At 64.4% G+C, this 12704-nt stretch carries 12 protein-coding genes; 8 read left to right on the top strand and 4 right to left on the bottom strand.

Annotation, left to right across the window (positions count from 1 at the left end):
• Positions 1 to 66: 66 nt before the first annotated feature.
• The 4 genes from VB672_RS13640 to VB672_RS13625 all read left to right on the top strand — a co-directional run bounded on the left by VB672_RS13640 (position 67) and on the right by VB672_RS13625 (position 3714).
• On the top strand, positions 67 to 1209 hold the full coding sequence (locus VB672_RS13640; protein WP_329784742.1) for an ABC transporter permease: 1143 nt from the start codon (positions 67 to 69) through the stop codon (positions 1207 to 1209).
• Complete coding sequence (locus tag VB672_RS13635; RefSeq protein WP_442932033.1) at positions 1209 to 1994, top strand: ATP-binding cassette domain-containing protein; 786 nt, start codon at positions 1209 to 1211, stop codon at positions 1992 to 1994. Before VB672_RS13640 ends, VB672_RS13635 begins: the two co-directional genes overlap by 1 nt.
• Before the next feature lie 127 nt (positions 1995 to 2121).
• Positions 2122 to 3261 carry a Gfo/Idh/MocA family protein gene (locus tag VB672_RS13630; RefSeq protein WP_329784741.1) on the top strand — a complete coding sequence of 380 codons (1140 nt, stop codon included), beginning with the start codon at positions 2122 to 2124 and terminating at the stop codon, positions 3259 to 3261.
• A gap of 12 nt (positions 3262 to 3273) precedes the next feature.
• A complete protein-coding gene (locus VB672_RS13625) occupies positions 3274 to 3714 on the top strand; it encodes an SRPBCC family protein (RefSeq protein ID WP_329784740.1) in 441 nt (146 codons plus the stop codon).
• Positions 3715 to 3881: 167 nt separating this feature from the next.
• Here VB672_RS13625 and recQ read toward each other — a convergent pair whose 3' ends face one another.
• Positions 3882 to 5684 (bottom strand): DNA helicase RecQ, encoded by a 1803-nt coding sequence (gene recQ / locus VB672_RS13620; protein ID WP_329784739.1) that lies wholly within the window; start codon positions 5682 to 5684, stop codon positions 3882 to 3884.
• On the bottom strand, positions 5681 to 6952 hold the full coding sequence (locus VB672_RS13615) for an NAD(P)/FAD-dependent oxidoreductase (protein WP_329784738.1): 1272 nt from the start codon (positions 6950 to 6952) through the stop codon (positions 5681 to 5683). Before VB672_RS13615 ends, recQ begins: the two co-directional genes overlap by 4 nt.
• A 152-nt stretch (positions 6953 to 7104) precedes the next feature.
• Between VB672_RS13615 and VB672_RS13610 the strand changes: the two genes are divergently transcribed.
• Both VB672_RS13610 and VB672_RS13605 read left to right on the top strand, forming a co-directional pair.
• Positions 7105 to 7569 (top strand): CAP domain-containing protein, encoded by a 465-nt coding sequence (locus VB672_RS13610; RefSeq protein WP_329784737.1) that lies wholly within the window; start codon positions 7105 to 7107, stop codon positions 7567 to 7569.
• 56 nt (positions 7570 to 7625) lie between these two features.
• Positions 7626 to 9404 carry an SLC13 family permease gene (locus VB672_RS13605; RefSeq protein WP_329784736.1) on the top strand — a complete coding sequence of 593 codons (1779 nt, stop codon included), beginning with the start codon at positions 7626 to 7628 and terminating at the stop codon, positions 9402 to 9404.
• A gap of 5 nt (positions 9405 to 9409) precedes the next feature.
• On the opposite strand, the gene VB672_RS13600 is transcribed toward VB672_RS13605, so the two are convergent.
• Entirely contained in the window at positions 9410 to 9661 is a 252-nt protein-coding gene (locus tag VB672_RS13600; protein ID WP_329784735.1) for a hypothetical protein, read from the bottom strand.
• Between the two features lie 217 nt (positions 9662 to 9878).
• Between VB672_RS13600 and VB672_RS13595 the strand changes: the two genes are divergently transcribed.
• The gene (locus VB672_RS13595; protein ID WP_329784734.1) at positions 9879 to 10634 is read left to right on the top strand and encodes a hypothetical protein; all 756 of its coding nucleotides are present in this window, start codon (positions 9879 to 9881) and stop codon (positions 10632 to 10634) included.
• A gap of 96 nt (positions 10635 to 10730) precedes the next feature.
• A complete protein-coding gene (locus tag VB672_RS13590; RefSeq protein ID WP_329784733.1) occupies positions 10731 to 11663 on the top strand; it encodes a DMT family transporter in 933 nt (310 codons plus the stop codon).
• Here the strand turns inward: VB672_RS13590 and VB672_RS13585 are convergent.
• A complete protein-coding gene (locus tag VB672_RS13585; protein ID WP_329784732.1) occupies positions 11632 to 12585 on the bottom strand; it encodes a hypothetical protein in 954 nt (317 codons plus the stop codon). The genes VB672_RS13590 and VB672_RS13585 overlap by 32 nt on opposite strands.
• Positions 12586 to 12704 lie beyond the last annotated feature (119 nt).

Here is a 12704-nt window from a genome sequence, read left to right as displayed (position 1 = left end):
TGGAGTTCGCGGTCAATGCGACCGCGGACTCCTTGTTTTTCATGCATTCATTCGAGGGAGGCGCCCATGGTGAACACCACCCAGCCGACCGCAGATTTGCCTCAGGCCCCCACAGTCAGAAAAATTCAGGATGAGCGGCTGCGGGAGGTCTCCCTCGTCACGAAGATCATGCGGCGTCCTGAACTGGGCGCTCTCGCGGGCTTGGTTCTGGTCGCGATCTTCTTTCTCTCCACCGCCGACGCGTCCATGTTCACGCTCGCGGGCATCATGAACATTCTTTCGCCTGCGTCGCAGCTCGGCATTCTCGCCATCGCGGCGGCCCTTCTGATGATCGGCGGCGAGTTCGATCTCTCCATCGGCTCCATGGTGGCATTCACCGGCCTCGTCTTCGGAGCCTTCATCACGCTCAGCGGCTGGCCGCTCCTCCTCGCCATCGCGGCGACCTTCGTCGTGGCGGCCGTGCTCGGCGGCCTGAACGGCCAGATGGTGATCCGCACGCGGCTTCCGTCCTTCATCGTCACGCTCGCCTTCCTGTTCATCCTGCGCGGTCTCTCGCTCGTCGGTTTGAAATGGGCAACCGGCGGATCGACCCAGATGCGCGGCATCGGCGATCAGGCGGGCGAAGGCCTCATCCGCGAACTTTTCTCGGGCGTTGCCTTCGAAGGCGTGTTCTCGTGGCTCGCAGCGCAGAACATCATCGCCAAGTTCCCGAACGGCACGCCGACCGTGACGGGCGTTCCCGTGTCCATCGTCTGGTTCGCCGGCTTTGCGCTCGTTGCCACCTGGCTTCTCCTGCGCACGCGGGCCGGCAACTGGATCTTTGCCGCTGGCGGCGATGCCAATGCAGCGCGCAATTCGGGCGTGCCGGTGGACCGGGTGAAGACTGTGCTCTTCATGCTCACCGCCTGCGCAGCCGCGCTCGTGGCCATTCTCACGGTCCTCGATGCGGGCTCGACCGATGCGAGGCGCGGCTTTCAGAAGGAGTTCGAAGCCATCATCGCAGCGGTGATCGGCGGCTGCCTGCTGACCGGCGGCTACGGCTCGGCCATTGGGGCCTTCTTCGGCGCCATCATCTTCGGCATGGTGTCCATCGGCCTCACCTATACGAGGTTCGATTCCGACTGGTTCCAGGTCTTCCTCGGCGCCATGCTGCTGCTCGCCGTGCTGTTCAACAACTTCATCCGGCGCAAAGTGACGGGAGAACGCTGATGGACAAGGAAACTCCCCTCATCGACATCCGCAATCTCGTCAAGCATTTCGGCTCGGTGATCGCTCTCTCGGGTGTATCGCTCACGGTCCATCGCGGCGAGGTCATGTGCCTGCTCGGCGACAACGGCGCCGGCAAGTCGACCCTGATCAAGACGCTCGCCGGCGTACACAAGCCGACCTCCGGCGAGTTTTTCGTCGACGGCCAGCCGGTCGCCTTCGCCAGCCCGCGTGATGCGCTCGATGCAGGCATCGCGACGGTCTACCAGGATCTCGCCATGATCCCGCTGATGTCGGTCACGCGCAACTTCTTCATGGGCCGCGAGCCGGTGAAGGGGATCTGGCCGTTTCGCAACGTAGATTTCGACCATTGCGACGAGGTCACGCGCGAGGAGATGCACAAGATCGGCATCGACGTGCGCGATCCCCATCAGGCTGTCGGCACGCTCTCGGGCGGCGAGCGCCAATGCGTGGCGATTGCGCGGGCAGTCTATTTCGGCGCCAAGGTGCTGATCCTCGACGAGCCGACCTCGGCGCTCGGCGTGGCGCAAACCTCCATGGTGCTGAAATACATCCATCAGGTGCGGAGCAAGGGTCTCGGCGTGATCTTCATCACGCACAATGTCCGCCACGCCTACGCAGTAGGCGACCGATTCACCGTGCTCAACCGCGGCAAGACGCTTGGCACGTACAAGAAGTCGGAAATCCAGATCGACGAGCTGCAGAACCTCATGGCTGGCGGCAAGGAATTGCAGGCGGTCTCGGAAGAGCTTGGCGGAATGGTCTGAGCTTCAAAGCCCGATCTCATCCTGAGGAGCCGCGGAGCGGCATCTCGAAGGAGAATTCAGCGAGCACCGGAAGCGCCCTCCGGATGAGCGCGCCGGGGCTGAAACAGGAATTGGCGAGAGGTAACTCATGACGGCACTGGGCATTGGCCTCATCGGCACCGGCTATATGGGCAAATGTCATGCGCTGGCCTGGAACGCCGTTGCGGCCGTCTTTGGCGATGTCGCGCGACCACGTCTCGCGGTCTTGGCGGAAGCCTCTCAGGACCTCGCAGAAAGGAAAGCACGCGAGCTGGGCTTTGAACGCGCCACGGGGGATTGGCGCACGCTTGTCACGGATCCGGCCGTCGATGTGGTGTCCATCACCACACCCAATGCCTTTCATCCCGAGATGGCGATCGCCGCGCTGGAAGCGGGCAAGCATGTCTGGTGCGAGAAGCCGATGGCGACACGCCTGCCGGATGCGGAGCGGATGCTGGTGGCTGCCCGCGCTACGGGGAAGATTGCTGCCCTGGGCTACAACTATATCCAGAACCCGATTGTCCGCCTGATCCGGAGGCTTGTGAGCGAGGGGTGGATCGGTGAGATCAATCATGTGCGCCTCGAGATGGACGAGGACTTCATGGCCGATCCGGAGGAGCTCTTTTACTGGAAGAGCGAGGCGAGTTCCGGCCATGGCGCCCTCGACGATTTCGGCGTTCATGGCTTAAGCCTGATCTGGGTCCTGTTCGGCGGCGTGCGCCGTGTCTGTGGGCATATGGCCAAGCCTTATGCGGACCGCCCGGCGAAGGCTGGCGGCCGCAGGGCCGTCGAAACCTACGATATCGCCACGACGTTGATCGAGCTCGACAATGGCGCATCCGGCGTGATCGCGCTCAATCGCTCCGCCTGGGGCCGCAAGGGGCGCATCTTCGTGCAGCTTTTCGGCTCGAAGGGCACGATTGTCTATGACCAGGAGCGCATGAACGAAGTTCAGCTTTATACGGTTGACGGAGCGAAGGAGACACAGGGCTTTCGCACCATCCTGACCTCCCCGCATCACCCGCCTTATGATAAATTCATCCCCGCGCCGGGGCATGGGCTCGGCTTCAACGACCTGAAGATCGTCGAGTGCCGGGAGCTGATCCGCCGCATCGATGGGGAAGCTGCGCATCTGATCACGTTCGAGGAGGGCATCCGCATCGAGCGGATCGTGGACGCGATCGCGAGAAGCGCGCATTCCGGCGTGTGGGTCGATGTCGCAGCGAATGGAGACGGACAAGCCTCTTGAGGAGGTTCGACCATGAAAGTCGGGACAACGGCGGATCGGATCGTTATCGAATATGATATCAAGCACCCACCGCGGCAGATCTGGGCGGCGCTGACCACGCCGGAGGCGATCGCCTCCTGGTGGGGTCACCATGTGAGCCTGGATGCGAAAGCCGGCGGAGGCTTTCGCGAAGAACGGACCGACGAAACCGGGCGAAGGGTGGTCACCACCGGAACCGTGAGCCGGTTCGAGCCGCCGGAATTCCTCGAACTGTCCTGGGCGGACGAGGATTGGCCTCAACCCACCCAGGTGTCCATGGTTCTCGATCCGGTCGCCGAGACGAAAACGCTCCTTCGCCTGGAGCACCGCGGCTGGTCCGTGCTTCCGATCGACAGGAGGCAGCGGCTGATCGAGCAGCATGCGGCCGGCTGGCATCATCACCTGCGGGACCTGGAGGCATATCTTGGTCGGTAGGTGAGGTGCTGAAGGCCTGCCGGGGATAACATCCTCCACGTCATCAGCGGCCTTGTGCCGGTGATCCCGATGCTGTGAAGCGCGTCGTTCTCCCAATCGAGATGGCCAGGACTGATCCCCGGATCAAGTCCGGGGACGGCCATGACGGAGGCTCATCTGTGAGTGAATCAGGCCGCGTGCGCCTTCAAGACCTCCAGAAAAGCATCCGCGTATCGGTCGAGCTTGGCCTGCCCCACCCCATGGATCTCGCCGAAGGCGCGTACGGTCGTCGGGCGCTTGGCGGCCATGTCGATCAGACTGCGGTCGGAGAAGATCACGTAGGCCGGCACACCCTCTTCCTTGGCGAGCCGCGTGCGCAGACCTTTCAGATCGAGGAGCAGCGGATCGTCGGACGATACCACGGATTCCGCTTCCATGCGTCCACGCCTGCGACGGCGCTCGGCGGGTTTCATGAGCACGTCGGAACGCAGCTCGATCTGCTCCTGGCCCTTGAGAACGGCGACGCCTTTGTCCGTCAGCGTCCAGCGTCCGTATTCCGCCAGTTCCAGTCCGATCAGGCCCGCCGCATAGATCTGCCGCAGGAGCGAGCGCCATTCGGTCTTCGAACGGTCGTTGCCGACCCCGAACGTCTTCAGCTTGTCGTGGCCGAAGCGACGGATGGAATCCGTCTCCTCGCCTACGAGGATGCTGATGAGATGCTCGGTGCCAAAACGCTCGCCCGTGCGCACGATGGCAGAGAGGATCTTCTGCGCCTCGATGGTGCCGTCGAAGGACATCACGCCGTCGATGCACAGGTCGCAATTGCCGCAAGGCTCGGCGCTCTCGCCGAAATAGGCAAGCAGGGTCTGACGGCGGCAGCGAGGCGCTTCGCACAGGGCGACGAGCGCGTTGAGCCTTTGGCGTTCGACGCGCTTCTGCTCGTCCGCCGCGTCGCTCTCCTCGATCTGCAGGCGGCGCAGGCGCATGTCGTCGAGGCCGTAGAGTGTGAGGGTGTCGGCGGGCGCGCCGTCGCGGCCCGCGCGGCCGATCTCCTGGTAATAGGCCTCGATGGACTTCGGCAGGGCCGCATGGGCGACGAAGCGCACATCCGGCTTGTCGATGCCCATGCCGAAGGCGACGGTCGCCACCATCACGACGCCGTCCTCCTGGAGGAAGATGTCTTGGTTCTTGGCGCGGTCCTGTTGCGCCATGCCGGCATGGTAGGGCAGGGCGCGGTAGCCGGCCTGGCTCAAAGAATCCGCCAGCCGTTCGGTGGCGTTACGGGACGAGCAATAGACGATGCCGCTCTCGTGCCGATGCTTGTCGAGGAAGGAGAAGAGCTGGCGCTTGGAATTCTCCTTCGACTGCATGGCGAGCCGCAGGTTCGGCCGGTCGAATCCATGGATGAAGAGGCGCGGCTCCTGCTCGAACAGCCGGTGCATGATGTCGCTGCGCGTCGCCACATCGGCGGTCGCGGTGAGCGCGATGGTCTGCACGTTGCCGAGGCGCTGGCGCACCTCGCCGAGCATGGCGTATTCGGGCCTGAAATCGTGCCCCCATTGTGAGACGCAATGGGCCTCGTCGATGGCGAGCAGGTTCACACCGGCCCGGCCCAGCCACTCGGTCGTGCTGGTGTTGGCAAGGCGCTCGGGCGAGGCGTAGAGAATGCGCATGCGGCGGTCGCGCACCGCATCGACCACGCGGCGGTTCTCCTCCGGATCGTTGGCGGAGTTGAGGCTGCCGGCCTCGATGCCGAAATGGCGCAAAGCCGCCACCTGATCGCGCATGAGCGCGATCAGGGGCGAGACCACGAGGGTCAGCCCCTCGCGGGCGAGAGTCGGCAGTTGAAAGCACAGGGACTTGCCAGCGCCGGTGGGCATGACGGCCAAAACGTCCTCGCCGGCCAGGACCGCGCGCACGATCTCCTCCTGTCCTTCGCGGAAGGAGGGGAAGCCGAAAACATCGTGGAGAATCTTGGCGGGGTCGATCACGTCTGCCGTGTGGCCGAGGAGAGGCCTCCCGTCAATGCGGCATCGGGAATCCCCAACCGGGCCAGCACCCCTCGCGCGGCGGCAATACCGGTGGCGAAGGTGGCCTGGAGCAGGTAGCCGCCGGTGGGCGCCTCCCAGTCCAGCATCTCGCCGGCCACGAAGACATCCGGTATCCGGCGCAGCATCAGATGATCGTCGACTTCACCGAAGGGAATGCCGCCCGCGCTGGAGATCGCCCGGTCGAGGGGCTTCGTTCCCGTCAAGGTCAGGGGCACCGCCTTGATCAGGCGTGCCAAGGCATCGGGCTCGGATGGAAGCGAAGGCGAGGCCTCCCGGAGCAGCGCCATCCCGACTGGGCTGAGACCGGCGCTCTTGCGCAGGAAGGTGGAGGCGGACTGGCCTTTTCGCGGGGCGCTCAGGCGCTTCGCCAGGGCTTCCTCGGCTAGATCGGGCCGCAGATCCAGGTGCAGGGTGGCGGCGCCCATCCGCTCGATGGCATCGCGGAGCCGGGCCGAGAGGGCATAGACCGCGCCGCCTTCGATCCCGTCCGCCGTGACGATGGCTTCGCCCCTCACCGTCGTGCCCTCGAAGGTCATGGCGATTCGCTTCAAGGGCTCGCCCTCGAAGCGGCTGCGCATGAGGTCGGACCAGACGAGGGTGAAGCCCATATTGGCGGGACGCAGGGGTGATATCGCGATACCGCGCTGCGACAGGAGCTCGACCCAGCTCCCATCGGAGCCGAGCCGGGGCCAGCTCGCGCCGCCCAGCGCCAGGATCGTGGCGGCGGGCCTGACCCGCACCGTCTGGTCGGATGCTGCGGTGAAGACCAGTTGGCCGTCCTCGTCCCAGCCCTGCCAGCGATGACGCAGGGCGAAGCGGACCCCGAGCTGCTCGAGCCGCGCGAGCCAGGCGCGAAGGAGGGGAGAGGCCTTAAAGGCCCTGGGGAAGACGCGCCCGCTGGAGCCGACGAAGGTCTCCTGTCCCACGCCCTCGCACCAGGCGCGCAGATCCTCCGGGCGGAAGGCCTCGATCAAGGGCTGTAACCGCGGCTGAGCCTCGGCGTAACGGGTGACGAAGCGCTCGAAGCTCTCCGAATGGGTCAGGTTCAGGCCGCCCCGGCCTGCCATGAGCAGCTTGCGACCGACGGACGGCATCTGATCGTAGACCGTAACGGCGAGCCCTGCGCGCCCAAGCACCTCCGCGGCGATCAGGCCGGTGGGGCCGCCGCCGATAACGGCGACTTCAGGAGAAGAGGGGAACGAGGGCATGCGGTCAGCTGACGCGGGAGAGTGTGGAATCTGGACCCTTGCGCTTCAACATGGCATTCAGCGTCATCGGGCTCATGGCTTTTGCACATGAACGCCACAGGCTGTTTTTGCAAGGGGAGCGGCGCTTGAACGCCGCCCAAAGGGGATTTTCGATGCGTGCTCTATTCATCTCGGGCCTCGTCGCCCTGGGACTGGCCGGCTGCGCGGGCGATCTGGCTCTCACCCCCAAGGATGCCGTCCTGGCGAGTTCCACGAGCGATGCCGCCGAGGCGGCTCGGCTGATCTCGGCTTACCGGGTCGCGAGGGGCTTAAGTCCCGTAACGGTGGATCCCCGGCTCAACAAGGCTGCCGAACATCAAGCCCGGGCGGTCGCAGCGGCAGGCCGTCTCAGCCATGGCAGCTTCGCCAGCCGCATGGATGATTACGGCATCATCGGCTATTCCGCCGAGAACCTTTCCGCCGGTTCGGACTCGGTCGATGGAGCCATCGGGCGCTGGAAGGCCTCTCCCGGCCACAACAGCAACCTCCTGATGCCCCAGGCCCGCCGGATCGGGCTCGCCCGCGCCGATGCGAACAACCGTTATGGCCGCTATTGGGCGCTCGTTCTCGGTCAATAAGGCACCAATGGGAGCGTGAAGCGTTAGGATGAAAGTTCCTCTCCTTCGCGCTTTGCATGGCCCACCAACAAATGCTCTCCTTCGCCATCGTCGCCGGGATGATGGCGCTCTTCGTCTGGGGCCGTTTCCGCTACGATCTCGTGGCGGTCCTGTCGCTGCTCGTGGCCGTGCTCGTCGGCATCGTTCCCGCCGACAAGGCCTTTGAAGGGTTCAGCGACGATATCGTCATCATCGTGGCGAGCGCCCTCCTGGTGAGCGCAGCCGTGGCGAAGTCGGGCATCCTTGAGGCCGGGCTGAACAGAGTCGGTCCCTATCTCCGCACCACGCAGATCCAAGTCATCGTTCTGGTCGGCGTGGTGACTGTGCTCTCGGCCTTCGTGAAGAATATCGGCGCGCTGGCGATGATGATCCCGGTCGCCTTCCAAATCGCCCGGCGCACGAACACGCCACCTTCGAGCTTTCTCATGCCGATGGCCTTTGGCTCCCTTCTCGGCGGCATCGTCACCCTGGTCGGCACCTCGCCCAACATCATCGTATCGCGGGTCAGGGAAGAACTGCTGGGCGAGCCTTTCGGCATGTTCGACTTCACGCCGGTCGGGCTCGGCATTGCGCTGGCGGGCGTCGTCTTCCTGGCTTTCGGCTATCGCCTGCTGCCGCAGGGGCGCAAAGGGGCTGCTTCCCTCGATGCAGCGCTCAACATCAAGGATTACGTCACCGAGGCGCGTGTCACGTCGGAGTCCGACGTGATCGGCCAGACAGTGGCGGATCTGCACAAGCTCGCCAACGGCGAAGTCAAGGTCGCGGCCATCATCCGAAATGAAACGCGCAGTTCCAGCCCTCTGCCCGATGCGACGATCCGTGAAAACGACGTGCTGATGCTTGAGGGCGAATCGGATGCGCTTGAGAGCGCCGTCGCGCGGGCCGGCCTCAGACTCAGCCGAGAACACCGGCAGCCGGAGATCGACGAAGCGACGGACGAGATCGGCGCCATCGAAGCGGTTGTCGGGCCCAATTCCGTGCTCATGGGTCTCTCGGCGGAGCGCATCGGCCTTTACGAACGCTTCGGGGTCAATCTCATCGCGGTGAGCCGCAGCGGCGTACGGTTCAAGGAGCGGCTGCGGACCATCACCCTGCGGTCCGGCGACGTGATCGTTCTCCAAGGCAATCTCAAACGGCTCCCGGACACCCTGCGCGATCTCGGCTGCCTCCCCTTGGCTGAGCGCGAGATCCGGCTCGGCAGTGCGCGCCGGAGCCTCGTGCCTGCTGCAATCCTCGCCCTCACCATGGGGCTGGTGGCCTTCAACATTCTTCCCGTGGCCATCGCCTTCTTCGGGGCGGGCGTCCTTCTCATCCTGTTCGGGTCACTTACCCTGCGCGAGGCCTACGAGACCATCGAATGGCCGATCATCGTCATGCTCGGCGCGCTGATCCCGGTCAGCGAGTCGATCCGGACGACCGGCGGCACGGACCTGATCGCCGGGTGGCTTTCGACGGCGGCCAACATGCTGCCGCCGACCGGGGCGCTCGTGCTCATCATGGTGGCCGCCATGGCGGTGACGCCCTTCCTCAACAATGCGGCCACCGTGCTGGTGATGGCGCCTATCGCGGCGAGCTTCGCCACCCAGCTCGGCTTCAGGCCGGATGCCTTCCTCATGGCGGTGGCGATCGGGGCGGCCTGCGATTTCCTCACCCCCATCGGCCATCAGTGCAACACCCTGGTCATGGGGCCGGGCGGTTACCGATTCGGCGATTACTGGCGGCTTGGACTGCCGCTTTCGATCCTGGTGGTGGTGATCGGCGTGCCTCTGATCATGCTGTTCTGGCCGCTGCAATAGACCTGTCAGCGGAAAATGGACGTGAGGAGCAGGGTGGTGCCCGCCACCGAAGACGAGAGCGCAACGATCATGGCCCACATGTGCAGCCGATCGCGTTCCTCCTGATTGAGCAGGGGACGATAGCGCGAGTCCGAGCGTCCAAAGATGAAGCTGGCATTCCGCGCCGGACGGGGATCGTGAGGCAGCACGCAGAAGCTCGACCGCACCGCCTGATGGCGGTCGCTGTAGGACGGTTCACGGGAGAGCGGCAGGGTCATGGCGGGGCGCTACACGGGACAGGTTGGTAGGCGAGAGGTTCGCTTCAAAGCTGTGAAGGAGAGGTAAAGGCAGCCGGGCATCGTCCATCATCGTAAACCAAACCTTGACGCTCCCTCGATCTTCCCTGTGGATCATCCGGACGCATCCAGGGCTGTCGCTTCATGATTCATGATGTTATGGTGATATTATGTCGTAACGTTAGCAAAAGGGGCAGTCATGATCAAAGCCGCAACCGAGGCAGCCGCTCTTGCGATGCTGGTCGCCCTGGCCGCCTGTAACCAGACCGGCGCCGGATCGGTTGCTCTCGGAACCGCGACGGGCCTGGATCCGACAGGGTTGTCCGGAACGGCTGTCAGTCTTGTCCAGAGCGCGCAACCCGAGCGGGATCCTGATCCGCAGAGCATTGATTTCAGTCAGTTCGCATCTCGTCTCTCCGATGTGGCCGCCGGCAATACGGCCCGTCCGAATTATCTGAGCGGATTCGATCGCCAAGCAGGTTTGGTGACGGCCAGGCAGGCAGCCGGCATCGCCCAGACTGTTGGAGGCGCGGCCATTGATGGGGCTCTGACCGGCGGCATAGGTGCGGTGGGTGCGGCTCCTTCGCTCGTCATGCAAGGTGCCGCGATGGGCATGACGGCAGGCCACATGGCCGGTGCGAGAGCCCAGGCGAGTGCCGACATCGCAAAGGCGGAGGCTCAACGGGCTGCCGAGCAGGTCGTTCCGGATGCGGATCGCCCGGCAGAAGCTCAGGCGATTCTGTCCATCCTCGACGGTTCCGGCGCAACCAGCGCCACATGGCAGAACCCCTCGACGGGCGCTTCCGGCAAGGTGAGTCTGAAATCGATGAACAGGAAAGCATTCGGCGAGCTTGATTGCCGCCTCGTCCGGCGGGACGTGCGGAGCGGCCGGGCCACGCGGACGGGTGAGATGCTCGCGTGTCGCAGCAAGGGAGAATGGTACGACCTCTCCTGACCGCAGAAAACGGGTCGTGCAAAGATCCGCTTTGTGTCATTCCGGTCCAGAAGCTCCGGAACTGACCTTATGATGCAAGCCTCTGTTCAAAAAACCATGACCGCGTCCGATTGGGCGCTACTGGCCGTTCTCTCGATCGTCTGGGGCGGCTCCTTCCTGTTCGTGGGCGTGGCGGTCCGGGAACTGCCGCCCCTGACCATCGTGGCACTGCGGGTGGTGACGGCGGCCTCGGCGCTGCTTCTCATCTTGAAGCTCATGGGGGTGGATCTCCCGCGCACCCGTCAGGTGTGGGCCGCCTTCCTCGGCATGTCGATCCTCAACAATGTCATTCCCTTCACCCTGATCGTCTGGGGGCAGAGCCATATCGCCAGCGGTCTGGCATCCATTCTCAATGCGACCACGCCGCTCTTCACGGTGATCGTGGCGCATTATCTGACGGTCGATGAGCGTCTGACGGGGCAGCGTCTGGCAGGCGTGATCGTGGGCTTCGTCGGCGTTGCGGTGATGATCGGAACTGCAGCTTTCGCGTCGCTGGATGCGAGCATCCTGGCGCAGCTGGCCGTCCTGGGGGCAGCTCTATCCTATGGCTTTTCCGGGGTGTTCGGGCGGCGCTTCAAGACCATGGGCATTCCGCCCCTAGCGACCGCAGCCGGGCAGGTCACGGTCTCGAGCGCGATTCTTCTGCCCGCCGCACTGATTGTCGATCGGCCCTGGACGTTGGCGATGCCGAGCACCGGGGCCATCCTGTCCCTGGCGGCCCTCGGTCTCGTCTCGACCGCCTTCGCCTACCTGATCTTCTTCCGCCTGCTCGCACGGGCGGGCGCCACCAATGTGGGCCTCGTGACCTTCCTCATCCCGGTCAGTGCCATCCTGCTTGGGGTGCTCGTCCTGGGCGAGACCCTGGCGATGCGGCATGTGGCCGGCATGGCTCTGATCGGCGCAGGCCTCATTCTGATCGACGGCCGTGTCCTGTCCGCGCTCAACGCGCGGTTCAGCGTCAAGGAGCCGGCGCCGCGCGGAAACGGTTGAACATCATGTCGGGCGCGCTGGTGTTGTGTCGCGAGGGAACGAGGCGGCCCATCCAAGCGTCGGTCACCCTGGCATCCCGGAAGTTCATGATCGGCTCCTCGCGCCAGGAGCGGGCCCCGGCCTCCCGGACGGCGATGCGCGCCACATCGGCGTTGAACTCGGTTACGTACATGGAGCGAAGGCCTGCAAAGGGCAGGCCGGAGACGCCCTGATCGAAGGACACGTCCAGGGTCATGCGCTCCTCGTTGAGCGCCTTGACTGCAACCTGCGCCTTGCCGCCCTTCGCTAGGGTCAGCGTGAAAGTCATGGTTCGAGGGTCGAAGGCGACATCCTTCAGGTTCACCACGGGACGCTGGTCGAACTCCACCGGACCGACGAGAAAGGAGGAGCCGTAGGAGGTCCAGTCCAGATGTTCGGGCGGGAGCGGCTTGATGCGCCAATAGCCGTCACCCGGATAGATCACCAGCACTTCCACCGCCTTGTCGCCCCGCTTCTTGAGCAGCTGAAGAAGATGGATCCTGTGGGAGACCTTGCCGCCGATGGTTACGGTGGCGTCGCTCGGGCGCCAGAACTCCGCGAAGGACAGGCCCATGATGCGGAGATTGGCGTCCTCATAGAGTGTCGCCATGGTGGGGTGCGGCTTGGTCGAGGTTTCCTCAGAAATATCCTCGCAGGCGGTCCAGTCCGGCTCCCAGCGATCCTGGCGCAGGGAGCCCATATAGGCCGGGTGCACGGCCTCGACCTGGAAATGCTTCACCTCCGGCGAGGCGAAGTTGATCGCCACATTGTCCTTTTCCGCGCAGAGCACCGGCTCGCTGGTATTCGTCACGGTGACAGCCAGCCCGTCGAGGGTGGCGGCGCCCACCGTGGAGGCGATGCCAAGGAAACCGAGGGCGATGAGCCGGGACAGGAATAAGGGCATCGTCGAATGTCTTTACGGAAGCTGAAGCGGAGGGACGGGCCAGAGATAGCGCGCCCCGGCTATGCCGTCGAGCCAAGAGACCTTTGCAGGCGAGCCTGTTGATGAAGCATGGCTGCCAT

The sequence above is a fragment of the Microvirga sp. CF3016 genome, assembly GCF_036314085.1.
Classification (GTDB): domain Bacteria; phylum Pseudomonadota; class Alphaproteobacteria; order Rhizobiales; family Beijerinckiaceae; genus Microvirga.
Note: the sequence above shows the minus strand (reverse complement) of the source record. Positions and strands in the feature narration are given on the sequence as shown.

Coding starts and splice junctions, on each gene's coding strand:
- VB672_RS13640 (WP_329784742.1), top strand. CDS start 67: ATGGTGAACACCACCCAGCCGACCGCAGATTTGCCTCAGGCCCCCACA.
- VB672_RS13635 (WP_442932033.1), top strand. CDS start 1,209: ATGGACAAGGAAACTCCCCTCATCGACATCCGCAATCTCGTCAAGCAT.
- VB672_RS13630 (WP_329784741.1), top strand. CDS start 2,122: ATGACGGCACTGGGCATTGGCCTCATCGGCACCGGCTATATGGGCAAA.
- VB672_RS13625 (WP_329784740.1), top strand. CDS start 3,274: ATGAAAGTCGGGACAACGGCGGATCGGATCGTTATCGAATATGATATC.
- VB672_RS13615 (WP_329784738.1), bottom strand. CDS start 6,952: ATGCCCTCGTTCCCCTCTTCTCCTGAAGTCGCCGTTATCGGCGGCGGC.
- VB672_RS13610 (WP_329784737.1), top strand. CDS start 7,105: ATGCGTGCTCTATTCATCTCGGGCCTCGTCGCCCTGGGACTGGCCGGC.
- VB672_RS13605 (WP_329784736.1), top strand. CDS start 7,626: ATGGCCCACCAACAAATGCTCTCCTTCGCCATCGTCGCCGGGATGATG.
- VB672_RS13600 (WP_329784735.1), bottom strand. CDS start 9,661: ATGACCCTGCCGCTCTCCCGTGAACCGTCCTACAGCGACCGCCATCAG.
- VB672_RS13595 (WP_329784734.1), top strand. CDS start 9,879: ATGATCAAAGCCGCAACCGAGGCAGCCGCTCTTGCGATGCTGGTCGCC.
- VB672_RS13590 (WP_329784733.1), top strand. CDS start 10,731: ATGACCGCGTCCGATTGGGCGCTACTGGCCGTTCTCTCGATCGTCTGG.
- VB672_RS13585 (WP_329784732.1), bottom strand. CDS start 12,585: ATGCCCTTATTCCTGTCCCGGCTCATCGCCCTCGGTTTCCTTGGCATC.